Raw genomic sequence first — 24815 nt, 5'->3', positions numbered from 1 at the left:
TGCACGCACGGCAACTGCACCCGGCAGGGACGGCGCCCACAGGCGCGTTCGGTTGGGGTCGGCGCCGACGGTAACGGAATTTTGGTAAAAAAGAATTTATCTGGCGAGCCTCGGAATCAAGCGATATCAAGCAACACGAGGCTCCCCATTGCGAAAATACGGCGTGCGCCCAAAGGCGTCCTGCAGAGAGCGCGGGACTTGGCGACGTCAAAACGAGCGAGACACCCTGCGCGGCTATCGAGCGTTGATCGGGCCTCCCGCGGCACAGCCGCGAACCGCAACCCGGCCGACAATCGCGCAAGCATTGTGCGAAGGCAGTCGCGGCGCTTTTTATTGCGCCGGGCGACTCGAAACGCACGGCGTGTCGCCGCCGTTCTTTGAAGCCGTGTTCGCATGCGCCCTTGCGGCTTGCGGTCTTTTTCCAGGCCCGGCCCTTTCAGGCAATTCTCCCCGCCATCGTTCCTGCTCCAGCGTGCTCGTGACAACACAATAAGGATGCGGCGTACCGCTCCTGGCCCGCGGCTGGCAACCGCGCGGCACGGGCCGGTATCGAGCCGCTCTGGAGCCGTTCAATGAAACGCATGCTGTTCAATGCGACGCAGCAGGAAGAACTGCGCGTCGCCATCGTCGATGGACAGAAGCTCATCGACATCGATATCGAGACTGCCGGCCGCGAACAGCGCAAAGGCAACATCTACAAAGGGATCGTCACCCGCATCGAGCCGTCGCTCGAAGCCTGCTTCGTCAACTATGGCGAAGACCGCCACGGCTTCCTGCCGTTCAAGGAAGTCGCCCGCCAGTACTTCAAGGACGGCGTCGACATGCGCTCCGCGCGCATTCAGGACGCGCTGCGCGAAGGCCAGGAACTGATCGTCCAGGTCGAGAAGGAAGAGCGCGGCAACAAGGGCGCGGCCCTCACCACCTTCATCTCGCTCGCCGGCCGTTATCTGGTGCTGATGCCGAATAATCCGCGTGGCGGTGGCGTGTCGCGCCGGATCGAGGGCGACGAGCGTCAGGAACTGCGCGAGACGATGTCGCAGCTGCAACTGCCGGACGGCATGAGCATCATCGCGCGCACGGCCGGCATCGGCCGCTCCGCCGAAGAGCTGCAGTGGGACCTGAACTACCTGATGCAATTGTGGCGCGCGATCGAAGCCGCGTCGCAAAGCGGCACGGCCGGCCAGCCGATGCTGATCTATCTCGAATCGAGCCTCGTCATCCGCGCGATTCGCGACTACTTCCAGCCGGATATCGGCGAAATCCTCATCGACACCACCGAAATCCATGATCAGGCGCGCGCCTTCATGGACATCGTGATGCCGGACAACGTCAACAAGGTCAAGCGCTACCACGACGACGTTCCCCTCTTCTCGCGCTTCCAGATCGAACACCAGATCGAGACGGCGTACTCGCGCACGGTGCCGCTGCCGTCGGGCGGCGCGATCGTGATCGACCACACCGAAGCGCTCGTCGCGATCGACGTGAACTCGGCGCGCGCCACCAAGGGCGCCGACATCGAGGAAACGGCCGCGCGCACGAACCTCGAAGCCGCCGACGAAGTCGCCCGCCAATTGCGTCTGCGCGACCTGGGCGGCCTGATCGTGATCGACTTCATCGACATGGAATCGGCCAAGAGCCAGCGCGAAGTCGAGCAGCGCCTGAAGGATGCGCTCAAGCACGACCGTGCGCGCGTCCAGATGGGCAAGATCTCGCGCTTCGGCCTGATGGAGCTGTCGCGTCAGCGTCTGCGTCCGGCGTTGTCCGAGGGCAGCCACGTCACGTGCCCGCGCTGCAACGGCACCGGCCACATTCGGGATACGGAATCGTCCGCGCTGCAAGTGCTGCGGATCATTCAAGAAGAAGCGATGAAGGAAAACACCGCGGCGATCCACTGCCAGGTGCCGGTCGAAGTGACCGCTTTCCTGCTCAACGAAAAGCGTCAGGAAATCAACAAGATCGAGTCGCGCTTCAAGGTCAACGTCGTGTTGATCCCGAACAAGCACCTCGATACGCCGCACTACAAGCTCGAGCGCCTGCGTCACGACGATGCGCGCCTCGACGATCCGCGCGCCTCGTGGAAGATGGCCGAGGAAGCCGCCCGCGAGCTCGAGTCGGAAACCGGCTACAGCAAGCGCACCGAAGAGGTGAAGCCGAAGCAGGAAGCGGCGGTCAAGGGCATCACGCCGGCCTCGCCGGCGCCGAGCGCGCCCGTGAAGGCGGCTGCGGCCGCCACTCCGGCTCCCGCCCCGGTCACTCCGGCAGGCGGCGGTTTTATCGGCTGGCTCAAGAATCTGTTCGGGATGGCGCCGGCTGCGCCCGCGCCGGAACCGGTGGTCGAGCAGCCTGCGCGTCCGGCGCGTGAACGCGCGGATCGCAGCGGCGAACGCGGCGGCGATCGCAACCGCAACCGCCGTGGCGGTCAAGGCGCCCGCGAAGGTGCTGCCGCGCGCGGCGACAGCGCGATCGGCGGCCGTCAGGCCCAGCCGTCGCCGCGTCGCGACGAGCAGAAGGAACCACGCGAAGGCCGCGCCGGCCGCGATCAACGCGAGCCGCAGCAACGCGAAGGCCGTGAGCCGCGTGAGGCACGTGAAGGTCGTGAAGCACGCGAGCCGCGCGAAAGCCGCGAGGGCCGCGAACGTTCGCCGGAGCGTGCAGAACGTGCCGGGCGCGGCGAGGCAGTAGAAGCCGCGGCGCGCGGCGGCGAGCGTCAAGAACGCGGCGAGCGCCGTGAGCGTGGCGAGCGTCCGGAGCGAGTGGAACGTGGCGAGCGCCGCAAGCCGCAGCAGGAAGTCGCCGCCGACGAAGCGGCTCGCAGCGAAGCGCTTGAAGCCGAATCGGCAGCAACGGCCGCGGCCGGCGCCGGCCAAGACGGCGCAACGTTCGATCAGGAAGCCGCCGCACGTGACGGCGAGGAACGCCGCCGTCGCCGCCGCGGCCGTCGTGGCGGCCGTCGCGAGCGCGAGGAAGAAGGCGTCAACGTAACGCATGCAGCCGACATCGCCGAAGCCGAAGGCGCGGTCGCTGCTGTGCCGGCCGCTGCTGTCGAGCACGCGCATGCTGTCGAACCCGTCGCTGCACCGCGCGAAACGGCGGTATCGGCTCCGGTGGAAGCCGTTGCGGCGCCCGAGGTGGTGATCACCCCCGTCGAAGCTCCGGCACCGGTCGTGACCGAGCTGGCCGAGCCGGTGGCGCAGCATGTCGAGACGGCGGCAATGCCTGCCGCGCATGAGGCTGCTCCGGTAGCCGCACACGTCGAGCAGGTTGTCGCCGCTCCGCAAGTCGAGACGCAGCAACCCGCAGCCGCCGCTCCCGTCTTCGCGCCGGTCGTGCCGGAAGCGCCAGCCGAAGCACCTGCGCCGGCGGTTGCCGCCGAGGTCGCGGCGCCCGTCGTCGAAGCCCAGCCGGTGAGCGTCGCTCAACCGGTCGAGTCGATCGTCGAAGCAGCGCCGGTCGCGCACGCCGCGCCGGCAGTAGCAGCTTCGCCGGTCGAAACGCAGCCCGCTCCGCAAGCCGCCGTCGCCCATGCGTCAGCGCCGCGAGCGAACGGCTTGAAGTCCGCCGACTTGCAGCCGATGCTGGAATCAGTCGGTCTCGTCTGGGTCAACACCGACGCTGACAAGCTCCGCGCTGCCCAAGACGCCGCCGCGCAAGCAGCGAAGCCCGCCCGCGTGCCGCGCGAGCGCAAGTCGCTGCCGCCGGCCGACACCACGCCGATGCAGCAAGTGGAAACGATGAAGCACGACTAAGCGTCGCGCATTCAGCGTACGAAAGCCCGCCCTTCGAGGCGGGCTTTTTCTTGGCTGCGTGTTTCCCCCTAGTTGTCCGTTTCATTACCCGCCCCCGCCTGTTTGTTATCCCGGCCATGCCCATCGGGAGCCGCCGCGAGGCCGGTGGAGCGACGCTGCTTCCGCTAAAATGATGATCTAACGTCCTTCTTTTCCATCATGCAGCGACGCATCATCCCTGTTGCCGACTTCAGCGCGATCCCCGCGACGCCCGCGGTCACGCTGGCGCCGAGTGGCGTGCTCGCCGATACGCTGGCGCGGCCGCTGCGCGACCTGCGCATCTCGGTCACGGACCGCTGCAACTTCCGTTGCGTCTACTGCATGCCGCGCGCGGTCTTCGACAAGGACTATCCGTTCCTGCCGCACGCCTCGCTCCTGAGCTTCGAAGAAATCGAGCGGCTCGCGCGGCTTTTCGTCGCACACGGCGTCGAAAAAATCCGTCTGACGGGTGGCGAACCAATGTTGCGAAAGAACCTCGAACATCTGATCGAACGGCTCGCCATGATGACGACGCCGGACGGCCGCCCCCTCGACGTGACGCTCACGACCAACGGCTCGCTCCTGGCGCGCAAGGCCCGTGCGCTGAAAGACGCAGGCCTCACGCGTGTCACGGTTAGCCTCGACGCCCTCGACGACGCCCTGTTTCAGCGCATGAACGACGCCGGCTATTCGGCTGCGAACGTGCTCGAAGGCATCGAGGCTGCGCAGGCTGCCGGGCTCGAACCGGTCAAGGTGAACATGGTCGTCAAGCACGGCACGAACGACGGCGAAATTGTGCCGATGGCGCGGCACTTCAAAGGTTCGGGCGTGGTCCTGCGCTTCATCGAGTACATGGACGTGGGCACCTCGAACGGCTGGAACATGGCGGAAGTGCTGCCGTCGGCCGACGTCGTTGCCCGCGTTGCCGAGCACTTCCCGCTGGTGCCGCTCGAAGCGCACAGCGCGGCCGAAACCGCGCAGCGCTGGGGCTATGCGGACGGCAGCGGCGAGATCGGCGTCATCTCGAGCGTGACGCGCGCGTTCTGCGGGTCCTGCACGCGCGCGCGGCTGTCGACCGAGGGCAAGCTGTACCTGTGCCTGTTCGCATCTTCCGGCTACGATCTACGCGCGCTCTTGCGCAACGGCTCGTCGGACGCCGACATCGCGTCCGCCGTCGCGCACATCTGGCAAGCGCGTGGCGACCGCTACTCGCAATTGCGCGGCAGCGCGGCCGGCGAAGCGCAGGAGCCGGGCGCGCATCGCGTCGAAATGTCATATATCGGCGGCTGAGCGCACCCAGCCGACTGCTGCCGACTGATACCCAATGGCAACCCTCCCAGACCGCCGCATCACCGGGCTCATCCTCGCGGGCGGGCGCGGTGCGCGCATGGGCGGCGTCGACAAGGGATTGCAAATCCTGCACGGCGAGACACTCGCACGGCACGTCGCGAAACGCATCGCTCCGCAGACCAGCGCCCTTCTCATCAGCGCGAACCGCAATCTCGACGCGTACCAAACGCTCGCCGCGCCATTCGGCGCGTCTGTCATCAGCGATGCGTCGAGCGACTTCCCCGGACCGCTGGCTGGCATCCTCGCGGGGCTGCGCGCGGCGCGCACCGAACTCGTGCTCTGCGCGCCGTGTGATTCGCCCTATCTGCCGCTGGATCTCGCCGACCGCCTTGCCGCCGCCCTCGACGCGAACCGCGCCGATATCGCGACCGCGACGACCACCGGCGCCGACGGCCAGTCATCGGTTCATCCGGTGTTTGCGCTGTTACGCACGTCGCTCGCAGACGACCTCGCGGCCTATCTCGATCGCGGCGAGCGCAAGGTTCGCGCGTGGTACGCGCGCCACATGGCGGCCGAAGTCGGCTTTGCCGAGGAGCGTGCGTTTTACAATATCAATTCTTTGCAAGAGCTCGCCGACCTCGAGCGTGCGTGAAACGACAGCAGGACGCCACGTTCCTCCGCGCGCCGCCCGATCCGATTCGCCCAGCCAGCGCCCCACGCCCCGCCCATGCGGACGGCAAAACAGGGGCGAGCCTCATCACCGATGACCACGCAGAACGATTCCAGTTGTATTGCCCAATTCGATCCCAACGCGATGCCGGTCCATGCCGCGCAGGCGATCGTGCGCCAGTGGGCAGTGCCGGTCACGACGACCGAACGGGTCGCGCTGCGCGCCGCGCTCAATCGCGTGCTGGCCGAAGACGTTGCATCGCCGATCGACGTCCCTGCTCACGACAACTCTGCGATGGATGGCTATGCGTTCGACGGTGCCGCCCTCCCCGCCCAAGCGAGTTCCGGTGACCCAACGCAGCTGACTCTGCGCGTCGCGGGCCAGGCGTTCGCGGGACATCCGTTCGACGGCGCTGTGGCCTCCGGCGAATGTGTCCGAATCATGACGGGCGCCGCGATGCCGGCGGATTGCGACACCGTCGTCCCGCAAGAATTCGTGACACGCACCGACGGCGAGCGCATCAGCTTCGATCCGCAGCGCTTCGCGCGCGGCGCCAATTGCCGGCATGCCGGCGAAGATCTCGCTCGCGGCCAATCCGCGTTGCGCGCAGGCCGCATCCTGCGGGCATCGGACCTTGGCCTGTTGGCGTCGCTGGGAATCGGCGAAGTGTCGATTCGGCGGCGTGTGCGCGTCGCGTTTATTTCGACCGGGGATGAGTTGCGCTCCATCGGCGAGCCGCTTCCCGTCGGCTGCGTGTACGACAGCAACCGTTACACGCTCTCCGCCATGCTCGAGCGTCTGAACATCGAAACGCTCGATCTCGGCGTGGTCCGCGACGAGCCTGCCGCGCTCGAAGCCGCGCTGCGCCAGGCCGCCGAAAGCGCCGATGTCGTGCTGACCTCGGGCGGCGTATCGGTCGGCGAGGCCGACTTCACGCGAAAAATGCTGCAGACGTTCGGCGACGTCGCGTTCTGGAGCATGGCGATGCGCCCCGGCCGTCCGCTCGCGTTCGGCCGCGTCTGGTCAGGCGGACGGGCCGCCGTTGGCCGCCCTGCGTTGTTTTTCGGCCTGCCGGGCAATCCGGTGGCGGTCATGGTCACGTTCTATCAGATCGTGCGCGACGCGCTTATCGCCATGTCGGGCGCCGAGCCGCAGCCGCCGCTCGTCTTTGCCGCAAGCAGCGCGCAACCGCTCAGGAAACGCGCGGGCCGCACCGAATTCCTGCGCGGCGTCGCCACGCGCGACACCGACGGCCACTGGCACGTCGCGCCGACCCGCTCCCAAAGCTCGGGCGTCTTGAGCTCGATGAGCGAAGCGAATTGCTTTATCGTGCTGGCGCACGATCGAACCGACGTCGACGCAGGCGAAGCCGTCGACATCATGCCCTTTGACGGGCTCATCTGAATCACCGCTTTAGAATCACCACTTTTACGGGGCTTCACGCAATGAAAAAACAAATCTCGTCGATCGCGGCTGGGCAGACCGCCAAAGCGCTCATCCTCGTCTACCTGACGTTCAGCGTGCCGATCGTGCTGCTTGGCATTCTGGTGGCGTTCGTCCGCTACGGCTCGGTGGAGCTGAGCACGATTTTCAGCGCGCTGATCCTGAACGCGATCCTCGGCTTCATCCTGCTGTGGGTGGCTTGCCACGCATACAACTGGGTGGCCTCGCGCTTCGGCGGTATCGAGATCGTGCTCTCCGACGTGCCCGAGGAAGCATGATGAGCCCCGTGATCCGTCCGGCCACGCCCGCCGACGTCGGCGCGATCTTCGCCCTGATGCTCGAGCTCGCCGAATTCGAAAAGCTCACGCACCTTTTCGTCGCGACCGAAGCCGGCGTGCACGATGCGCTCTTCGGCGAGCAGCGCGCTGCGGAAGCGCAGGTGGCGGAAGCTGGCGGCCGGATCGTCGCCTATGCGCTCTACTTTCACAATTTTTCGACGTTTCTTGGCCGGCGCGGCTTGTATCTCGAAGACTTGTACGTGCAACCGTCGCAGCGCGGCAGCGGTCTCGGCCGCGCGATGCTGCAGCGACTCGCGTCAATCGCCGTCGAGCGGCAATGCGGCCGCTTCGAATGGACGGTGCTCGACTGGAATCAGAACGCGATCGATTTCTACGAGAAGATGGGCGCGGTCGTGCTGCCCGATTGGCGAGTCGTCCGTATGACGGGCGACGCGCTCACGCAACTCGCTAAGGGTAACTAAGGGCGAGGCGTAAAAAAGGCCGGGGGAATGCCCGGCCCGTCACCATCCGCGATTGCCCAGCGTTTCAGGGCTCTTCCGTTTCCGCGTTCGAATACGCATCGCCCAAGAGTCCGCTCGCCTCCTCCCCGGGCAACGCCTCGACATCGCGCAACTTGCGATTCATCGCGCGCGTACGCACCTCGGCCGCCTCGATCGAGCGAGTGACCGTTTCCAGTTGCGACTTCGTCTTGGCGAGTACGTCGCCGAACTTGCCGAATTCCGTCTTCACCGCGCCCAGCACCTGCCACACCTCGCTCGAACGCTTTTCGATCGCGAGCGTCCGGAAGCCCATTTGCAGGCTGTTGAGCAAGGCGGTGAGCGTCGTCGGTCCAGCGATCGTCACGCGGTAGTCGCGCTGCAGCAGGTCGGTCAGGCCCGGGCGGCGCAGGATCTCTGCGTACAGGCCTTCGGTCGGCAGAAACAGCAGCGCGAAATCGGTCGTATGCGGCGGCGCGACGTATTTCTCGGCGATCGTGCGCGCTTCGTTTTTGATGCGCGTTTCCAACGCGCGCGATGCCTCTTCCACCGCCGCCGGATCGGCACGATCCTGCGCTTCGATTAAACGCTCGTAATCCTCGCGCGGAAACTTGGCGTCGATCGGCAGCCACACCGGCGTCGCCACACCCTGCCCGCCGGCGGCATCCAGCCGACCGGGCAGCTTGATTGCGAATTCGACGCGCTCGCTGCTCTTCGGCACCGTTGCTACGTTCTTCGCGTACTGGTCCGGCGTCAGCACCTGTTCGAGCAGCGCTTCGAGCTGCACTTCACCCCAGGTGCCGCGCGTCTTCACGTTGGTCAGCACCTTCTTCAGATCGCCAACGCCGGCAGCGAGCGTCTGCATTTCGCCGAGCCCGCGATGCACCTGCTCCAGCCGGTCCGATACGAGCTTGAACGATTCGCCAAGGCGCTGCTCGAGCGTCGCGTGCAGCTTCTCGTCGACGGTGCGGCGCATCTCTTCGAGCTTCGTCGCGTTGTTCGCTTCGATGTCCTTCAAGCGCTGCTCGATCGTCGCGCGCACTTCGGCAAAGCGCTTGTCGTTGGCTTCCGTCAATTGCACGAGCTGCGTGGCGAGCGTTTCCCCGAAGCGCTTGAGCGCGACGCCCTGCTCTTCGCGCGCCTGCAGGGCCTGCAACTGGAGACTTTCGCGCACCGCGTCGAGCTGCTTGCCGTTGCTTTCGGTCAGCTGCGCGAGGCGCTGCGCGAAGTCTTCGATCTTGTTGTTCTGCACCGTCGCGACGCTCGTGAGCTGAGCGGCGAGCATCTGCTGAACCTGCGCAAAGCCCGCGCCCAACTCCGTGCGCGACTGACGCGATGTCTCGGCGATCTCGCCGCGCAGTTCGCGCTCGAGGCGCTCGTACGCGCGCGCCTGTTTCTCGGCGCCTTCCAGCATCTGCTCGCCGAGTTCCGCGAACGCGTGCTCGTTCGCGCGGCCGGCGCCTTTCATCAGCACCACCAGCGCGATCACCAGCGCCACCGCGAGCAGCGCGACGGCTGCCACCAGAATCAGGGTCATGAGCGCGCCTTGCCGAGCACTTCAGGGTTGATCGGGTTCGGCGGATTGCCTGCCTGCGGGCCCTCGCCCAACGCGGCGATCAGATTGTCGGCGGCGAGGTTCGCCATCGCGCGGCGCGTCGCTTCGGTCGCGCTCGCGATATGCGGCGTCAGGACGACATTCGACACCGTGAGCAAATCGGGATGCACGCTCGGCTCGCCTTCGAACACGTCCAAACCGGCGGCGCCGATCCGCTTCTCGCGCAGCGCAACGGCCAGCGCCGCGTCGTCGACGATGCCGCCGCGCGCGATGTTCGTGAGCGTCGCGGTCCGCTTCATCAGCGCGAATTCGGCGGCGCCGATCGTGTGATGGTTCTCACTTGTGTACGGCAGCACCAGGACGATGTGGTCCGCCGTGCGCAGCAAATGCTCCTTCGACGCGTACTCGGCGTTCAGCTCGGCCTCGATCTGCGGTGAGACGCGTGAGCGGTTGTGATACATCACGCGCATGTTGAAGCCGCGCGCACGGCGCGCGAGCGCCTGCCCGATGCGCCCCATGCCGATGATGCCGAGCGTGGAACCGTGGATATCGGTGCCGAGGAAACTGTCGTAGGCCCACTTCTGCCACTTGCCCGCGCGCAACCAGTGCTCCGATTCGGTCACGCGGCGCGCGGCGGCCATCATCAATGCCCAGCCGAAGTCGGCCGTCGATTCGTTCAGGACGTCCGGCGTATTCGTGCCGAGCACGTTCGCCGCGTCGAACGCCGCCATGTCGAAGTTGTTGAAGCCGACCGCCATGTTCGACACGACGCGCAGACGCGGCGCCGCTGCAATCGCCGCCGCGCCAACCGGGTCGCCCGCGGTCAGCGCGCCGTCCTTGTCGGCGAGCCGCGCGGCCAATTCGGCGGCGGGCAACGCCTCGCCCTGATTCCAATCCACCTCGAAATACTGTTTGAGCCGCTCGACCACGTCCGGAAAAATCGGACGCGCGACCAAAATCTTCTGCATGCTTCGTCTCCGAATCGTGCGCCGCGCAGCGAAGCCGCGCGCGCCATGAAATCAAACTGCGAATCTGAATCGCGCCGCCGGACCCAAAGGCCACAAGCCGCGCGTCACCTCAAAAGAAGAGCCACGTCGTCACCAGGAAGACGGGCACCAGCACCGCTCCCGACCACAACAGGTAAGCAAAGAAACTCGGCATGCGCACGCCGCGCGATTCGGCGATCGCTTTCACCATGAAGTTCGGCGCGTTGCCGATGTAACTGTTGGCGCCCATGAACACGGCGCCCGCGGAGATCGCGGCGAGCGTGGTCGCGCCGGTGGTCATGAGCGTCTGCGCGTTGCCGCCCGCGAGGTTGAAGAACACGAGGTAGGTTGGCGCGTTGTCGAGGAACGACGACAGGATGCCGGTCGCCCAGAAGTACATCGCGTCGATCGGCTTGCCGTGCGCATCGGTGACAAGGCTCGTCACGTGCGCAAACGCGCCGGACGGCCCCGCCCGCAGGATCATGATGACCGGTGCGATCGTCACGAAGATGCCGGCGAAGAGTTTCGCGACCTCCTCGATCGGCGCCCAGTTGAACGCGTTGCCGGCACGCGCCGAACGCGGCGTAATCGCCAGCGACACGAGCGTCAACGCGATCAGCGAACCATCGCGCACCGCGTTTTGCAGCTCGACGTGCGTGCCGATCACATCGAAGCTGATGCCCGGCCGCCACATGCCGCTCATCAGCACGAGGCCGATCACCATCGCGAGCAGCACGAAATTGATCTTGCCGTCGATCGAGATGCCGTGCGTATCGGGCGTCGGATCGAGGACCTGAGAGCGCTCTTCGGCCCGGCAATGGAAGTAGTACGCGTCGAGCGCGTAGAACAGCGCGAGCAGTACGGCGCAGATGAACAGCATCGGCAGCGCGAGATGCTGCGTCGTCCAGAAGAAGCTCACGCCGTTCAGGAAGCCGAGAAAGAGCGGCGGATCGCCGAGCGGCGACAGCGAACCGCCCGCGTTCGCCACCAGAAAAATGAAAAACACCACGACGTGCACGACATGCTTGCGGTTGTCGTTCGCGCGCAAGAGCGGGCGGATCAAGAGCATCGCCGCGCCGGTCGTGCCCATGATGCTCGCGAGCACGGTGCCGAGCGCGAGTATCGCCGTGTTGAGCTTGGGCGACCCGTGCAGGTTGCCGCGCACGCAGATGCCGCCGGCGATGGTGTAGAGCGCGGTCAAGAGCACGATGAACGGCACATATTCTTCCAGCAGCGCATGCGCGAACGCGCCGAGCGCCGCCCCGGCGCCGAACGCAAACGCGAACGGCACGAGAAACAGCGCGCCCCATGCGGCCGCGATCTTGCCGAAGTGGTCATGCCAGAAAATCGGGGCAACGAGCGGGAAGATCGCGATCGACAGCAGGATGCCCGCGAACGGAACACCCCATAGCGCCGACAACGTAGTGCCATCGGGCGTCGCCGCCGACGCCGTCACGGGCCACACGGCCGACACCACCGCCAGCGCCACGCACGCCGATGCGGCGAGTCGTTTCATGTTTTGCAGCCCCTTATTTTCGAGATTGACCTTGGACGCCAGGCGCCGGCCGGCCGATGACGCGACAGCTCAAGCGCCGCGCACGATGATCACGTGCACGCGATACGGTCCGTGCGCACCCAGGACGATGGTCTGTTCGATATCGCCCGTGCGCGACGGCCCCGACACGAAATTGACTGCGCGGGGCAGCTCGCCGCGTTCGGCGCGAATCAGCGCGAACGCCTCTTCATGACCCGAGACGATGCGAGATGCGGGAACGATCGCGATGTGCGTTTCCGGCAAAAGCCCCGCCGAGGCGTAGGTTTGCGGGCCGGACAGCAGCACGAGCGAACCCGTCTCGGCTGTTGCGCAGAAACAGCCGGTAATGCCGACGAGATCGGCGTCTTGCGGCTTGCGGAACTCGACTGCCAGGCCCGCTTCGGTCCAAGGCAAATCTTCGAGTGTTTGCCAGGCGATGGCGGAAGTCGGCAAGCCGTGTTCGGTCAGATATCGATGCGCGGCTGCGGGCGCCTCGGACATCGCCGCGACTTCGTCGACCGTTGTCGACAACTGCTGCGCCTCGGCGATGAAGCGTGCGACGAGATCGTCCGGCATCGGCGGACGCGGTCCTTCCGGATGCCGCGCGAGATAGTCGGCGACGGCCTCACGTTCGGTGGCGTCGGGTTGCGCAGGCCGGCCCTGGGCCGCGCGTATGCGCGCCAGGATATTGCGGCGGGCGGCCGATGTATCCATGAGCGTTCCTCTTGACGATGCCGATTGCGATAGAGGTCGATTATACCGACGCCCCGCAGGATGCCGCCCGTAAGGGAGGCGGACAAGGAAGTGCCCTTGGGGCGCGCCTCTTCGCCGCAGAGCCGCCTCGCATGCGGTTTTCGCTCGGCCGGATGGCCGAGCGAGCGTGGTGCGCCGGTTACTTCCCGGCGTCCTCTTCGGGCGTGTCGATGCCGAACACCTGGCGCAGATACGCGATATAAGCCTTGTCCTCGCACATGTTCTTGCCCGGCGAATCGGACAGTTTCGCGACCGGCTGGCCGTTGCAGCGGACCATCTTGATCACGATCTGCAGCGGGTTATAGCCGAGATCGTTGGTGAGATTCGTGCCGACGCCGAACGCGAGCCGGCAGCGTCCGCGAAAGCGTTCGTAGAGCTGCAGCACCTTGGGGATATCGAGCGCATCCGAAAACACGAGCACCTTCGTGCGCGGGTCGCAGCGGTTTTCCTCGTAATGGCGCAAGAGACGCTCGCCCCAATCGAACGGGTCGCCCGAATCGTGGCGCGCGCCGTCGAAGAGCTTGCAGAAGTACATATCGAAATCGCGCAGGAACGCCTGCATGCCGTAGACATCGGACAGCGCAATGCCCAGGTCGCCGCGATACTCCTTCGCCCACATCTCGAAGCCATAGATCTGCGAATCGCGCAGACGCGGTCCGAGCGCCTGACACGCCTGCAGATACTCGTGCGCCATCGTGCCGAGTGGCGTCAAGCCATGTTTCTTCGCGTAGTACACATTGCTCGTGCCGGCGAACTGCTCGGAGATGCGCTCTTTCAGCGTGAGAATCACCTCTTCGTGCCAGGTCCCCGAGAAGCGCCGGCGCGTACCGTAGTCGGCGATCTTGCAGTCGGCGAATTCCGGGCGCGCGCCAAGCAGCGTGATCTTGTCGTGCAGACGCTCGCGTCCGCCCGCGTAGTCGGGATCTTTTTGCGTATTGCGGAAGTACACCTCGTTGACGATCGCGAGCACGGGAATCTCAAAGAGGATCGTGTGCAGCCACGGCCCCTTGATGTCGATGTCGATCTCGCCGTTACCCTTCTTCGACGCATCGATCGAGATGTACTTTTCGTTCAGGTGAAAGAGCGCGAGGAAATCGATGAAGTCGCTCTTGATGAAACGCATCCGCCGCAGATAGTCGAGATCGTCTTCGGAAAAGCGCAGTTGGCAGAGTTTCCTGACCTCGTCGCGAATCTCGTCGATGTACGGCACGAGATTCACCCCCTGCGTGCGGCACTTGAACCGGTACTCCACGTTGGCGGCGGGAAAATGATGCAAGACGACCTGCATCATCGTGAATTTGTACAGATCGGTGTCGAGCAGCGAAGTAATGATCATGATTTCAACCGGACTGCGAACGTTCGGACCAGATTGCCCGGCTTGGCGCTCAGGTATGACAGCGCCGCCTTCGACCCGGCTTTTCGGCCATGTTACCCGAATGCGGGCCGGAACACGGCTCAGCTGCACGGACCCGTCCACCCTTCAAGGAAATCGCCGGGCCGCCCCAAGATTGACTTGCCCCCTCGGGGGGCCTCGCGCACAGCGCCAGGTCTGGGGGCTCTCATAAACAAATCACCAAACGGTATAAAAGGCGTCGTAGGGGCAATTGCATAAGGATTTACCCGTTACGCTACAATAGCTCCTTTGGCGTTTCGCCTCCCCAATACATCTGTGTGCAGGAGCTTGAATGACTCACGTTGTGACCGAAAGCTGCATCAAATGCCGCTACACCGATTGCGTGGACGTCTGTCCGGTGGATTGCTTTCGCGAAGGTCCCAACTTCCTCGCGATCGATCCGGATGAGTGCATCGACTGCGCCGTCTGCGTCGCCGAATGCCCGGTGAACGCGATCTACGCCGAGGAAGACGTCCCAGGCGATCAGCAGCACTTCACGCCGCTCAACGCTGAACTCGCGAAAAACTGGCCGAGCATTACGAAAACGAAGGCCCCGCTGCCGGAAGCCGACGAGTGGAAGGACGTGAAGGAAAAGCTCAATCTGCTCGAGCGCTAAATTCGTGTCCGGCCGCGGCATGCGCTTTGGTGTTTCGCTTGGGTCACCTCAGCGAGCCTCGCGCAAAGCGGCCCTGCAAGCCACTTCGACATGGATGAAATGATCGAAGGGTATTGACAGGTTTCGCAACGGCCAATACAATCTCGCTTCTCTGCTGTTGTTGTTCCCCGATAGCTCAGTCGGTAGAGCGCCGGACTGTTAATCCGTAGGTCCCTGGTTCGAGCCCAGGTCGGGGAGCCAAAAAATCGCAGAGCAAGATACGAAGGCCCGTTACCGATGACGGGCTTTTTTACGTAAGGTTGAGAGTAGTAGCTGTTCCCCGATAGCTCAGTCGGTAGAGCGCCGGACTGTTAATCCGTAGGTCCCTGGTTCGAGCCCAGGTCGGGGAGCCAAGAGCATGCAAAGGCCCGTCAGCAATGACGGGCCTTTTTGCTTTTTGCACGCCAGCTAGCGAACTGGGTCAACTTTTCGCGCTCACATCCAGCGGCAACAAGCGGCGGCGCGCATAGCGTGCCATGGCATAATCTGCCAACGCTTGTTTCTCCAGGAGCTAACGCCATGCCTACCCGCAATGTCGTGCTAACCACCCATCAGGCCACCTTGGTAGACCGCCTGGTCAAGTCGGGGCGTTATCAGAACGCAAGCGAAGTGTTGCGCGAGGGCCTGCGCCTGGTAGAACGCGAGGAAAACGAGACGCAGGCTCGGCTCGAAGCGTTGCGGGATGCTGCGCACGTTGGTCTTGCCGACGTCGAAGCCAAGCGGGTGCGCAGTTTCGTTTCGGCGCAGGAGCTGGGTCAACATCTCGCCGAGCTCGCTGACGACGCGCTCGCACCGGCAACCAAATCGAAACCCGCCCGGTGACCAGCCAAACAGCCGCCTGGACCGTTCGCCTAACGGAATCTGCCGAACACGATTTCAGCAACATCATTCGCTGGAGCGCAGAGCGGTTTGGCAAGGCCCGTGCACGTGCCTATGCTGAAACGATTTCGATGGCTTTGCAGGAGTTGATCGCCGGTCCGGCACTGACAGGAGTTGCCACACGAGACGATATTGCCCCTGGACTGCTCTCGATCCACGTGTCTCGCAAGCGACGCAAGGGGCGGCACTTCATCATGTTCCGAGTCGATGAACACGATAAGCGTGTGATTGACGTGCTCAGAATTCTTCACGATGCGATGGATCTGCCGCGCCATGTGCCCCCGGCCTCCGATGCTGAATAACGATTCGCCCCCTCTTCCCGCAGACTCCGATATGAAACGCCATCCTGCCTTGTCGTCCGTCAGCGCCGTGCTCGCCCTGACTCTCACCGCGCTGTCAACGCCGTTCGCGCATAGCGAAGAAGTCGCGAGCGTCAACACGAACTTCCGCATCACCGGGTCTGACCGCGTCGTCGTCGAGGCCTACGACGATCCGCTCGTCACCGGCGTCACCTGCTATGTGTCGCGCGCGCGTACGGGCGGTGTGAAGGGCACGCTCGGCATAGCCGAAGACCCGACCGAAGCGTCGATCGCGTGCCGCCAGGTCGGCCCGATCAAGATTCTTCAGCCGCTCAAGCAGCAGACCGATGTGTTCACCGCGAGCATGTCGCTGATCTTCAAGACGCTGCATGTGGTGCGGATCGTCGATGCGAAGCGCAATACGCTCGTCTATCTGACGTATAGCGACCGCGTCGTGTCCGGCAGTGCGAAGAACAGCGTCACCGCCGTGCCGATGCCGGCCGGCGTCACGATTCCCGTCAGATAAGCCGCTCATGCAGTGATGTCCCTCCGCGGCCGCACCGAGCCGCGGCGCCTCCAAGCAATGACACGCGCGGTGTTCTACACTGATCGACCAGGCAAATGGAGGGCGCGCCCATGCTCACGCTGCACTATCCGATCACGCTTCCGGCCGACTACGACATGTCGATCATCCGGCGCCGAGTCGCCGAGCGGCATGCGCCGTTCGACACGCTCGCCGGGCTCGGCTTCAAGGCGTTTCTGATCCGCGAGCGCAATAGCGGCGCGCACGTCAACGAATATGCGCCGTTCTATGTGTGGACGCAGCCATTCGGTGCGCGCGATTTCCTGCTGGGTCCGAAGTTCGACGCGGTCGTTCAATCGTTCGGCCGGCCGACGGCGTTCGAAGGCATCGTCACCGCCCTGCATTTGAACGGCGACCAGGAAACGTTCCGCGCGGGACGCAGCATGACCGTCGAACGTTTCTCGCTGCGGCCCGGCATCGATCTGACCAACTGGGCCGTGGACGAAAACGAGCTGCATCTGGCGCGGATCGACGAAGCCGGGCTGCTCGCGCGGGTCGTCTCGCTCGAAGCCGGTAGTTGGACCGCCGTGCGCACCGAGCTGTGGGCCAGCGCGGATATTGCGCACACGGCAACGGCGGCGCGCTACGAAGTGCTGCATGTTTCGACGCCGGAGTGGCAAGCGCTGCAACCCGTGAACGACGAATGATCGGCAGGTGAATCGAGTCAACCACGCATCAGCCATTAGCATCGCCATGTCCGACCGCCCATTCCGCAATTCCGTACGCTACTGGCGCACCCCGCTTCTGCCGGGTGCCGACATGGTGACGGCCGAATACCTCGATCACGAGTTCGCGCCGCACTGGCACGACGCGTACACGATTCCCGTGATCGAAGCGGGCGCCGAGATGTTCGACTATCTCGGTTCGCACCACGTCGCGGAGACAGGCACCGTGCCGGTCATCAACCCAGGGGAGTTGCACACGGGCTCGCGCGCGACCGAGCACGGATGGCAGTACCGCGTCTGCTACGTGCCGGTCGATTTCGTCCAGGGGCTCGCCGACGACATCGCCGGCCGCGCGCAGCCGCTGCCCTGGTTTCCGGCCGACGTCATTCGCGACCCCGATCTCGCGCGCCGGGTGTCGATCGCGCACCGGCTGCTCGAAGCGGCCGGCGATCTGCGGGGCGGCAATGCGCGGTGCGGCGATCCGCGGGGCGGCCATCCGCCGGGCGGCGATCCGCTTGCTGCCGAAGCCGCGCTGATCGACGCGTTATCGACTCTGCTAGTCCGGCACGCGGGCAACGAGCCCGAACCGGCTCGGCTACTGGCCGACAATCCGCGCGTCGAGACGATGAAGGCCCGTCTCGCCGCCGATCTCTCCGAGCCCGTGACGCTGACCGATCTCGCGCAGGCGGTCGGCCTGTCGGCGTTCCACGCGGCACGGCTCTTCACGCGCGAGACCGGCCTGCCGCCGCATGCGTGGCGCAACCAGGTCCGTCTGCAGCGCGCGCTCGGTCCACTGCGCGCTGGCGTTTCGGTGGCCGAAGTCGCTGCGGCGACCGGTTTTACCGACCAAAGCCATTTCACGCGCCATTTCCGCCGCATGTTCGGCGTACCGCCCGGACGCTGGCAGTCGCGCTGACGCCGGTCGCAACGGCGCGTGCTTCGTCATCCGCAGGGGCAAGCAACAGAAGCAAGCAAAACCGGCCGCCATCAGCCCATCGGCAAGCAGCACGGATAGCGCAAGAACGTACAAGACCCGCCTAGGTCATCCGACTACCCTCGGAGACCTATGGAGAATATCTTGAACGCACCCCGCCCCCTGAACGAATTCGCCGACGGCGCCCGCGACATCATCCCGATGATGGTCGGCGCGGCGCCGTTCGGCGTCATTTTCGGCACGCTCGTCACATCCGGCCCGCTCCACGTGTGGCACGGCCAGCTCATGTCGCTGGCGGTATTCGCCGGCTCGGCCCAATTCATCGCGCTCGGCCTCATTGCGAGCCACGCGAGTTTCGCGGTCGTCCTGGCGACGACGCTGATCGTCAACCTGCGGCACGTCCTGTACAGCGCGACGCTCGCGCCCTATGTCGCGCACCTGCCCGCGCGCTGGCGCTGGACGCTCGGCGCGCTGCTCACCGACGAAGTCTTCGCCGTCGCCTACTCGCACTACCGGCACAAGCCGCCCGGCGCGATTGGCCCGCACTACTTTCTTGGCGCAGGCGTCGCGATGTACCTGAACTGGCAGGTCTGGACGCTCGCCGGCCTGCTGTTCGGCGCGGCTTTCCCGCGCCTGCAGTCGCTCGGGCTCGATTTCGCGATGGTCGCGACCTTCATCGCGATCGTGATCCCGCAACTCGTCGCGGTGCGCTTCGTCGCGGCGGCCGCGACTGCGGGAGTCCTTGCCTGCGTGTTCCAGGCGTGGCCTTACAAGCTCGGTCTGCTCGCGGCGGTGGCCGCGGGCGTCGTGGTCGGCGTCGCGCTGTCGCGCCCGGGCCTCGTCCGCTCACGCGCCGCGGGAGTCACGCAATGAACTACGCCCTCCTGATCCTAGGCATGGCGCTGATCACCTACGTGATCCGCTCGGCCGTGTTCGTGCTCGGCGACCGGATCGTGTTCCCGCCGCTCGTGCGCACCGCGCTCAGCTTCGTGCCGGTGACCGTGCTGACCGCGATCATCGTGCCGATGGCGGTCTCGCCGCACGGCGGCAGCCCCGAGCTCACCTGGCGCAACCCGCAGCTGGTCGGCGCGCTGGCGTCGTGCGCGGTCTGCATCGCGACGCGCCGGCCGCTCGTGACCATCGCGGTCGGCCTGGCTGTCTTCTTCCTTTGGCAAGGCGTCGTGCTGCACTGAAGCAATCTTCCGATGGATTGCTCTCAAGTTCCGCCAGCGAGAGCCGTTAAACAGCCGAGGTGCGCTGAACGGCAACACTGACGCGCACGACGAGCCATCGGGACATCACATGGGTCAAATCACCCTAACACTGAAGGACGACACCGTCGCGTCGCTACGCAAGGACTTCGAGGCATTCGTGCGCGTGTCGCTGAAGCTCGATCCGCAATTCGCGACGCCGTCGTTCGAGGACTTCCTGCGCGCCAAGCTGCTCGACAACATGGTGCCGCTGACCGAGCACGCCGTGCAGCGGATGCTGCAGGGCGGCCAGTACGCCTGGGCGAAGCGCACGCTCGACAAGGAGTTTCCGGACGTCGTCGCGATCCTGATGCGTCAGGCGACCGAATTCGGCTTCGGCTTCGCCGTGCGCTCCGAATGGACGCCCGACGAGCTGGCCAAGGCGTGCCGCGAATGGGCGACGGCGATCGTCAACGAGGCGGGCGGCGAACAGATGCTGGTCGACCCGCTCGCGGCCCAGATCAAGTCAGCCGCGCAAGATATCCAATCGCTGGAAGAATCGATGCAGACGCCGGCGTGGCGGTTGGCGGAATCGCTGCGGCAACGGGTCTACGAGGCGAAGATCGCGTGCGAGATGAGCACCGGCAGCACGGCGCGCGAGAAGCTCGGCGAGTTGCGCGGGCTGTTGAAGCTCGGGCTTGCGCACGGCTCGTTCCAGAAGCAGGAAGCGCAGCAGATGATGGAGTTCCTGCGCCTCTTGAAGCCCGAGATTTTCGTCGAGGAACCCGACGACATCTTTTCGCGCATGGCCGTTTGGCTCCGCAACTTCTTCATGGCGCCGCGCCCGCCGCAGCAGCCGGAGCAGCGCCGCACGCGGTAAGCAAGCGCGCCGGCGCGCTTACCCTTCCCCCGAAACACATTTCCTGACTCGAAACGCGGCGCTTTACACAAGCGCGCCGCCCTCCTCCTCAAATCGTCCCAAACAGCGCCCTCGGCCGGTCGCGCAGCGTGTGCGCGAGGATCTGCAGCGCGCGCGTCAGCTGCTCGCGCGATGCGGCGCAGGCGAGGTTGATCCGCACGCCGTGCGCGACGGTCGAACGGTCCACCGCGAACGCCGACGCCGGCATCGTGTTGACGCCGCGCGCCAGCGCATTCGCCGCGTAGTCGTCCGAACGCCAGGGCGGCGGCACGCGCAGCCAGACGAACATGCACGCGGGATCGCTATGCAGCAGCTCGGCCGGCAGCAATTCGCGCGCGATTTCCTGACGGGCCTGCAACTCGGTGCGCTGCGCTTCGAGGATCGTATGCGCGGTGCCGTCCTCGATCCAGCGCGTGACGATCAGCGTCGAGAGCGGCGCGGGCATCCATGCCGTCGTGCGCACAGCCTCGGCGGCCAGCGCGGCGCCGTGCGGCGGCGTATGCAGGTAGCCGATGCGCAGCCCGGGCGCGAGGATCTTCGATGTCGACGCGACATGGAAGGTCAGCTCGGGGCACAGGCTCGCGATCGTCGGCAGACGCGTGCGCAGGAGCGGACCGTACACGTCGTCCTCGATGATCGCGATGTGATGGCGCCGCGCGATATCGACGAGCGCCACGCGGCGCGCGAGACTCATCGTCACGACAGTCGGATTCTGCAGATTCGGCACGACGAAGATCGCCTTCACGCGCATGCGCTTGCACGCCTCTTCAAGACGGTCCGGCAGCAACCCTTCGTCGTCGCTCGGAATCCCGACGATCTCGAACTGGAACACGGGCGCGAGCGCCTTCAGCCCGTAGTAGGTCAACTGATCCGAGAGGATCACGCCCTCGTGGCCCATCAGACTGCTCAGCACCGCATACAGGCCGTGCTGCGCGCCGCTCGTCACGACCACGTTATCGGCCAGCGGCGCGAAGCCCGGCGCCGCGATCCATTGCGCGCCGGCCGCGCGCGCCCAATCGGGCCCCTGCGGCGGCTGGTATTCCTGCGTCTCGGGATAGCGCGGATCGCGCGCGAGGTTCGCCATCGTGCGCGCGAGCTGTGTGAGGAACTCGCCGGTCGCGGGGCGATTGACGGTCAGGTCGATCACCGCGTTCGCTTCGACGGCGGCGCTCGGGCTGCTCTCCGCGCGCGCGTGCACCGACGGCATCGCGCCCCCGGTGACGATCGATCCGCGCCGCTTGCTCGCGACGATCAGCCCGCGCGCCTGCAGCTCCTTGTACGCGCGCGACACCGTCGACACGTTGAGGCCAAGCTCCAGCGCCAGGTCGCGTTGCGGCGGCAAACGGCTGCCCGGCGGGTAGAGCCCGCTGCGCACTTTCTCTTCGAGATTGCGCGACACCTCTAGGTAGGTGGCCTGGCGTCCCTTTGTCTGGAGATTTTCCTCACCATTTGTGTGGTTTATTTCGCTAGTCATTCAGTTAGCAACTCCATACAAAACATTCGTTCGCCCGCACAAAACTTGCCACGCGGTGCACCACATGCGCCCACGGAACAGATACTAAACCCTTTATAGGGGCATACAGCAAGGACTTATTCGCTATTCGGCGAGAACAGGCGCTGCTGCGTCGGGGAAAATACCTAAGTCCACACAAAGACAAATCAATTGCACACAAAAAATCTTTGTGTGAGTATGAGCCCATCGTTTGTACGGCGCCAGCTCAGCGGCGCGATCCCGAACTGTAGTACAGGAGGAGACGCTTGTGACAGATCGACCCACCACCCCGGAGACGCCAGATTCGGCCCAACCCGCGGCCCACCTCGGCACGGCGCTCAGAAAACGCCACGTGACGATGATTTCGCTCGGCGGGATCATCGGCGCCGGCCTCTTCGTCGGCAGCAGCGCCACGATCAGCGCGATGGGACCCGCCGCGTGCCTTTCGTATCTGCTCGCCGGCGTCGTCGTGCTGTTCGTGATGCGCATGCTGGGCGAAATGGCGATCGCCACGCCCGGCATCGGCTCGTTCACCGAGTACACGCGCATCGGCCTCGGCAACTGGGCCGGCTTCACCAACGGCTGGCTCTACTGGTACTTCTGGGTGATCGTCGTCGCCGTCGAGGCGGTGGCGGGCGCCGGCATCCTGCAGCGCTGGATACCGGCGCCGGTCTGGGTGATCGGCCTCGTGCTGCTCTCCGTGATGACCGCCATCAATCTGCTGTCGGTCAAGTCGTACGGCGAATTCGAGTACTGGTTCGCGTCGATCAAGGTCGCCGCGATCATCGTGTTCATCGTCGTCGGTGCGAGCTATCTGTTCGGCTTCTCGTCGTGGCATCAGACGGCGCAGCATCTGAGCGGCGACCGCGGCTTCCTGCCGTTCGGCATGATGTCGATCTTCGCGGGCGTGCCGACTGTGATCTTCGCGGTCGGCGGCGCCGAAATCGCGACGATCGCCGCCGCCGAATCGGACGACCCCAGCAAGAACGTCGCCGCGATGACGCGCTCGGTGATCCTGCGCGTGATCACGTTCTATGTCGGCTCGATGTTCGTGATCGCGTGCATCGTGCCGTGGGCGTCGATCAAGGTCGGCTACTCGCCGTTCGTCTCCGCCCTGGGGACGATGCACATCCCCGGCGCCGCCGACATGATGAACGCGATCGTCCTGGTCGCCGTGCTGTCGGCGCTCAATTCGGGGCTTTATGTGTCGTCGCGCATCATGTTCCGGCTCGCCGAGCGCGGTGACGCGCCGCATGCGGTGCTCAAGCTCTCCCCGAACAAAGTGCCGCGCCTCGCGGTGCTGCTCTCGAGCGTGGTCGGCTACGTCGCGATCGTCGCGGCGATCGTCTCGCCGCAGGGCGTGTTCCTATACCTCGTCAACGCGTCCGGCGCGATCATGCTCTTCGTGTATCTCGCGATCGCGGTCTCGCAGATCGTCATCCGGCGGCGCATCGAGGCGAGCGCGCCGGAACGCCTGACGCTCAAGATGTGGCTGTTCCCGTGGCTCTCCTACGCGGTGGTCGCAGCGATTGCCGGCGTGCTGATCGCGATGGGCTTCGATCATTCGCTCGCGAGCCAGTTGATGGCGAGCCTCGGCAGCGTGGCGGTCGTATCGCTCGCTTTTGTCCTCACGCGCAAACAGCGCGAATGCGCCGCAGGGGCGATGCGCCACGAGCCCGTCGCCACCGGACGCACCTCGCCGAACGCGGTTCGTCAGGGCGCCTCGGCGCGCCGCGAAGCACCGCGTCGCGCGTTCCCGGCCCCTGCCGCGGACTGGAAGAAATAATGGCCGACGTCGCTGTCCTTGGTGCGGGTTTCATCGGGCTGTCGAGCGCGTACTGGCTGATGCGCGACGGCCACCGCGTGACGCTCTACGACGCGCTCGGCCCCGGTGAAGCCACGTCGTACGGCAACGCGGGCACGTTCGCGAACTACGCGTGCATCCCCGTCAACAACCCGGACGTGTTCCGCAACCTGCCGCGCTTCCTGTTCTCGGCGACGAGCCCGCTCCGGATTCGCTGGGGATACGTGCCGCACCTGGCGCCGTGGCTCGCGCGATTTCTGATGAACGCGACGCCCAAGCGCTACGAGCACAGCGCGAAAGCACTGGCGAGCCTGCTGACGTGCGCGTTCGAAGGGTATCGAGAGATGCTGTCGATCGATGGATTGTCGAGCTTCGTTCGCGAACGCGAATGCCTGTACCTGTACTCGAACGCGGACTCATTCAAGTCGGCGCAAGCGTCGCTCGCGCTGCGCCGCTCGCTCGGCGTGCGATTCGAAAACTTCGAGCGCGACGCCATTCGCGAACTCGAACCGAACCTCGCGCCGATCTTCGCGCACGGCACGATGTTCAACGACAGCTGGTTCCTAAGCGACCCGCGCGGCTTCTTGCAGGTGCTGTACGAATCGATGGTGCGCCAAGGGCTGCAGCACGAACGCACCGCGATTAGCTCGCTCGAGCCGCAGAAGAGCAGCGTGCGCATCGTCGACGAAGCCGGCCGCGTACACGGCGCCGAGCACGCGATCGTCTGCACAGGCGCGCTGTCGGGCCGCTTCGCACGGCAATGCGGCGACCGCGTGCCTCTCGATACCGAGCGCGGCTATCACGTGCGCTTTCCCGGCACGTCGTCGCTGATCTCCCGCCCGTGCGGCTGGGCCGAGCGCGGCTTCTACATGGTGCCGATGGACGGCGGCATCCGCGCCGCGGGCACCGTCGAGCTCGGCGGATTTGGACCACAGAAGAACCCGGAGCTGCTGAACCTGATCACGACTTCCGCGCAGGAAGCGTTGCCGGGTTTGCAGCAACCGGACAGCAACTGGCTCGGCTTCCGGCCGAGCCTGCCCGACGGGCTGCCGGTCGTCGGAGCGTCGAGCGCCTCGCCGCGCGTCGTCTACGCGTTCGGGCATCAGCATCTTGGCGTCACGCTGGGCGGCGTGACAGGCAGCGTCGTCGCCGACCTCGTCGCCGGCCGCGCGTCTCCCATCGATCTCGAGCCTTATAGCCCGCGTCGTTTTTAACCACCGCAACTGTCTGCA

General features: G+C 65.4%; 23 protein-coding genes and 2 tRNA genes. 19 read left to right on the top strand and 6 right to left on the bottom strand.

What is annotated here, in order from left to right; genetic code table 11:
• The first annotated feature begins 572 nt into the window (after window positions 1-572).
• The 6 genes from AAHK20_RS10100 to AAHK20_RS10075 all read left to right on the top strand — a co-directional run bounded on the left by AAHK20_RS10100 (window position 573) and on the right by AAHK20_RS10075 (window position 7927).
• The gene (locus AAHK20_RS10100; protein ID WP_449181307.1) at window positions 573-3746 is read left to right on the top strand and encodes an Rne/Rng family ribonuclease; all 3174 of its coding nucleotides are present in this window, start codon (window positions 573-575) and stop codon (window positions 3744-3746) included.
• Between the two features lie 198 nt (window positions 3747-3944).
• Window positions 3945-5054 carry a GTP 3',8-cyclase MoaA gene (moaA, locus tag AAHK20_RS10095; protein ID WP_449181306.1) on the top strand — a complete coding sequence of 370 codons (1110 nt, stop codon included), beginning with the start codon at window positions 3945-3947 and terminating at the stop codon, window positions 5052-5054.
• 34 nt (window positions 5055-5088) lie between these two features.
• Entirely contained in the window at window positions 5089-5706 is a 618-nt protein-coding gene (gene mobA / locus AAHK20_RS10090) for a molybdenum cofactor guanylyltransferase MobA (protein WP_449181305.1), read from the top strand.
• Between the two features lie 111 nt (window positions 5707-5817).
• A complete protein-coding gene (gene moeA, locus AAHK20_RS10085; protein ID WP_449181304.1) occupies window positions 5818-7128 on the top strand; it encodes a molybdopterin molybdotransferase MoeA in 1311 nt (436 codons plus the stop codon).
• Window positions 7129-7169: 41 nt separating this feature from the next.
• Entirely contained in the window at window positions 7170-7445 is a 276-nt protein-coding gene (locus tag AAHK20_RS10080; protein ID WP_449181303.1) for a hypothetical protein, read from the top strand.
• A complete protein-coding gene (locus AAHK20_RS10075; protein ID WP_449181302.1) occupies window positions 7445-7927 on the top strand; it encodes a GNAT family N-acetyltransferase in 483 nt (160 codons plus the stop codon). The genes AAHK20_RS10080 and AAHK20_RS10075 overlap by 1 nt, the downstream gene beginning before the upstream one ends.
• A gap of 64 nt (window positions 7928-7991) precedes the next feature.
• Here AAHK20_RS10075 and AAHK20_RS10070 read toward each other — a convergent pair whose 3' ends face one another.
• The 5 genes from AAHK20_RS10070 to pncB form a co-directional block, all read right to left on the bottom strand.
• Window positions 7992-9479 (bottom strand): DNA recombination protein RmuC, encoded by a 1488-nt coding sequence (locus tag AAHK20_RS10070; protein ID WP_449181301.1) that lies wholly within the window; start codon window positions 9477-9479, stop codon window positions 7992-7994.
• Entirely contained in the window at window positions 9476-10465 is a 990-nt protein-coding gene (locus AAHK20_RS10065) for a 2-hydroxyacid dehydrogenase (protein ID WP_449181300.1), read from the bottom strand. Before AAHK20_RS10065 ends, AAHK20_RS10070 begins: the two co-directional genes overlap by 4 nt.
• Window positions 10466-10574: 109 nt before the next feature.
• Complete coding sequence (locus AAHK20_RS10060; RefSeq protein WP_449181299.1) at window positions 10575-11999, bottom strand: sodium:proton antiporter; 1425 nt, start codon at window positions 11997-11999, stop codon at window positions 10575-10577.
• 69 nt (window positions 12000-12068) lie between these two features.
• Window positions 12069-12731, bottom strand: a complete 663-nt coding sequence (locus tag AAHK20_RS10055) for a LutC/YkgG family protein (RefSeq protein ID WP_449181298.1) — start codon at window positions 12729-12731, stop codon at window positions 12069-12071.
• A gap of 178 nt (window positions 12732-12909) precedes the next feature.
• A complete protein-coding gene (pncB, locus tag AAHK20_RS10050; RefSeq protein ID WP_449181297.1) occupies window positions 12910-14106 on the bottom strand; it encodes a nicotinate phosphoribosyltransferase in 1197 nt (398 codons plus the stop codon).
• A 349-nt stretch (window positions 14107-14455) separates the two neighbouring features.
• On the opposite strand from pncB, the gene fdxA reads away from it, so the two are divergent.
• The 11 genes from fdxA (at window position 14456) to AAHK20_RS09995 (ending at window position 20248) form a co-directional block, all read left to right on the top strand.
• A complete protein-coding gene (fdxA, locus tag AAHK20_RS10045; RefSeq protein WP_449181296.1) occupies window positions 14456-14779 on the top strand; it encodes a ferredoxin FdxA in 324 nt (107 codons plus the stop codon).
• A gap of 164 nt (window positions 14780-14943) precedes the next feature.
• Window positions 14944-15019, top strand: a tRNA-Asn gene (locus AAHK20_RS10040).
• Window positions 15020-15095: 76 nt separating this feature from the next.
• Window positions 15096-15171: transfer RNA gene (locus tag AAHK20_RS10035), tRNA-Asn, on the top strand.
• A 166-nt stretch (window positions 15172-15337) separates the two neighbouring features.
• Window positions 15338-15640 (top strand): type II toxin-antitoxin system ParD family antitoxin, encoded by a 303-nt coding sequence (locus AAHK20_RS10030; protein ID WP_449181295.1) that lies wholly within the window; start codon window positions 15338-15340, stop codon window positions 15638-15640.
• Window positions 15637-15999, top strand: coding sequence for a type II toxin-antitoxin system RelE/ParE family toxin (locus AAHK20_RS10025; RefSeq protein WP_449181294.1), 363 nt, complete (start codon window positions 15637-15639; stop codon window positions 15997-15999). The genes AAHK20_RS10030 and AAHK20_RS10025 overlap by 4 nt, the downstream gene beginning before the upstream one ends.
• Window positions 16000-16030: 31 nt before the next feature.
• Complete coding sequence (locus AAHK20_RS10020; RefSeq protein WP_449181293.1) at window positions 16031-16522, top strand: CreA family protein; 492 nt, start codon at window positions 16031-16033, stop codon at window positions 16520-16522.
• Between the two features lie 110 nt (window positions 16523-16632).
• The gene (locus AAHK20_RS10015) at window positions 16633-17226 is read left to right on the top strand and encodes a DUF4865 family protein (RefSeq protein WP_449181292.1); all 594 of its coding nucleotides are present in this window, start codon (window positions 16633-16635) and stop codon (window positions 17224-17226) included.
• A 46-nt stretch (window positions 17227-17272) separates the two neighbouring features.
• The gene (locus tag AAHK20_RS10010; RefSeq protein WP_449181291.1) at window positions 17273-18160 is read left to right on the top strand and encodes a helix-turn-helix transcriptional regulator; all 888 of its coding nucleotides are present in this window, start codon (window positions 17273-17275) and stop codon (window positions 18158-18160) included.
• Window positions 18161-18379: 219 nt separating this feature from the next.
• The gene (locus AAHK20_RS10005; protein WP_449181351.1) at window positions 18380-19051 is read left to right on the top strand and encodes an AzlC family ABC transporter permease; all 672 of its coding nucleotides are present in this window, start codon (window positions 18380-18382) and stop codon (window positions 19049-19051) included.
• Entirely contained in the window at window positions 19048-19371 is a 324-nt protein-coding gene (locus AAHK20_RS10000) for an AzlD domain-containing protein (RefSeq protein WP_449181290.1), read from the top strand. The genes AAHK20_RS10005 and AAHK20_RS10000 overlap by 4 nt, the downstream gene beginning before the upstream one ends.
• 109 nt (window positions 19372-19480) lie before the next feature.
• Entirely contained in the window at window positions 19481-20248 is a 768-nt protein-coding gene (locus tag AAHK20_RS09995; RefSeq protein WP_449181289.1) for a DUF4088 domain-containing protein, read from the top strand.
• Between the two features lie 88 nt (window positions 20249-20336).
• Here the strand turns inward: AAHK20_RS09995 and AAHK20_RS09990 are convergent, their stop codons facing one another.
• Window positions 20337-21761 carry an aminotransferase-like domain-containing protein gene (locus AAHK20_RS09990; RefSeq protein WP_449181288.1) on the bottom strand — a complete coding sequence of 475 codons (1425 nt, stop codon included), beginning with the start codon at window positions 21759-21761 and terminating at the stop codon, window positions 20337-20339.
• A 376-nt stretch (window positions 21762-22137) separates the two neighbouring features.
• Here AAHK20_RS09990 and AAHK20_RS09985 point away from each other — a divergent pair, with 376 nt between their 5' ends.
• On the top strand, window positions 22138-23565 hold the full coding sequence (locus tag AAHK20_RS09985; RefSeq protein ID WP_449181350.1) for an amino acid permease: 1428 nt from the start codon (window positions 22138-22140) through the stop codon (window positions 23563-23565).
• On the top strand, window positions 23565-24797 hold the full coding sequence (locus tag AAHK20_RS09980; RefSeq protein WP_449181287.1) for an NAD(P)/FAD-dependent oxidoreductase: 1233 nt from the start codon (window positions 23565-23567) through the stop codon (window positions 24795-24797). The genes AAHK20_RS09985 and AAHK20_RS09980 overlap by 1 nt, the downstream gene beginning before the upstream one ends.
• The last annotated feature ends 18 nt before the right edge of the window (window positions 24798-24815 follow it).

Source organism: Trinickia camelliae (assembly GCF_053525655.1).
This window is presented reverse-complemented; position numbering and strand designations above follow the sequence as displayed.

Excerpts from the sequence above, each read along its gene's own strand:
- AAHK20_RS10005 (WP_449181351.1), top strand. The coding sequence starts at position 18,380 with ATGATGGTCGGCGCGGCGCCGTTCGGCGTCATTTTCGGCACGCTCGTC.
- AAHK20_RS10080 (WP_449181303.1), top strand. The coding sequence starts at position 7,170 with ATGAAAAAACAAATCTCGTCGATCGCGGCTGGGCAGACCGCCAAAGCG.
- AAHK20_RS10075 (WP_449181302.1), top strand. The coding sequence starts at position 7,445 with ATGAGCCCCGTGATCCGTCCGGCCACGCCCGCCGACGTCGGCGCGATC.
- pncB (WP_449181297.1), bottom strand. The coding sequence starts at position 14,106 with ATGATCATTACTTCGCTGCTCGACACCGATCTGTACAAATTCACGATG.
- AAHK20_RS10070 (WP_449181301.1), bottom strand. The coding sequence starts at position 9,479 with ATGACCCTGATTCTGGTGGCAGCCGTCGCGCTGCTCGCGGTGGCGCTG.
- AAHK20_RS10000 (WP_449181290.1), top strand. The coding sequence starts at position 19,048 with ATGAACTACGCCCTCCTGATCCTAGGCATGGCGCTGATCACCTACGTG.
- AAHK20_RS09980 (WP_449181287.1), top strand. The coding sequence starts at position 23,565 with ATGGCCGACGTCGCTGTCCTTGGTGCGGGTTTCATCGGGCTGTCGAGC.
- fdxA (WP_449181296.1), top strand. The coding sequence starts at position 14,456 with ATGACTCACGTTGTGACCGAAAGCTGCATCAAATGCCGCTACACCGAT.
- AAHK20_RS10010 (WP_449181291.1), top strand. The coding sequence starts at position 17,273 with ATGTCCGACCGCCCATTCCGCAATTCCGTACGCTACTGGCGCACCCCG.
- AAHK20_RS10055 (WP_449181298.1), bottom strand. The coding sequence starts at position 12,731 with ATGGATACATCGGCCGCCCGCCGCAATATCCTGGCGCGCATACGCGCG.
- AAHK20_RS10015 (WP_449181292.1), top strand. The coding sequence starts at position 16,633 with ATGCTCACGCTGCACTATCCGATCACGCTTCCGGCCGACTACGACATG.
- moeA (WP_449181304.1), top strand. The coding sequence starts at position 5,818 with ATGACCACGCAGAACGATTCCAGTTGTATTGCCCAATTCGATCCCAAC.
- AAHK20_RS10100 (WP_449181307.1), top strand. The coding sequence starts at position 573 with ATGAAACGCATGCTGTTCAATGCGACGCAGCAGGAAGAACTGCGCGTC.
- AAHK20_RS10020 (WP_449181293.1), top strand. The coding sequence starts at position 16,031 with ATGAAACGCCATCCTGCCTTGTCGTCCGTCAGCGCCGTGCTCGCCCTG.
- AAHK20_RS10065 (WP_449181300.1), bottom strand. The coding sequence starts at position 10,465 with ATGCAGAAGATTTTGGTCGCGCGTCCGATTTTTCCGGACGTGGTCGAG.
- AAHK20_RS10030 (WP_449181295.1), top strand. The coding sequence starts at position 15,338 with ATGCCTACCCGCAATGTCGTGCTAACCACCCATCAGGCCACCTTGGTA.
- AAHK20_RS10060 (WP_449181299.1), bottom strand. The coding sequence starts at position 11,999 with ATGAAACGACTCGCCGCATCGGCGTGCGTGGCGCTGGCGGTGGTGTCG.
- AAHK20_RS09990 (WP_449181288.1), bottom strand. The coding sequence starts at position 21,761 with ATGACTAGCGAAATAAACCACACAAATGGTGAGGAAAATCTCCAGACA.
- AAHK20_RS09985 (WP_449181350.1), top strand. The coding sequence starts at position 22,138 with ATGATTTCGCTCGGCGGGATCATCGGCGCCGGCCTCTTCGTCGGCAGC.
- mobA (WP_449181305.1), top strand. The coding sequence starts at position 5,089 with ATGGCAACCCTCCCAGACCGCCGCATCACCGGGCTCATCCTCGCGGGC.
- AAHK20_RS09995 (WP_449181289.1), top strand. The coding sequence starts at position 19,481 with ATGGGTCAAATCACCCTAACACTGAAGGACGACACCGTCGCGTCGCTA.
- moaA (WP_449181306.1), top strand. The coding sequence starts at position 3,945 with ATGCAGCGACGCATCATCCCTGTTGCCGACTTCAGCGCGATCCCCGCG.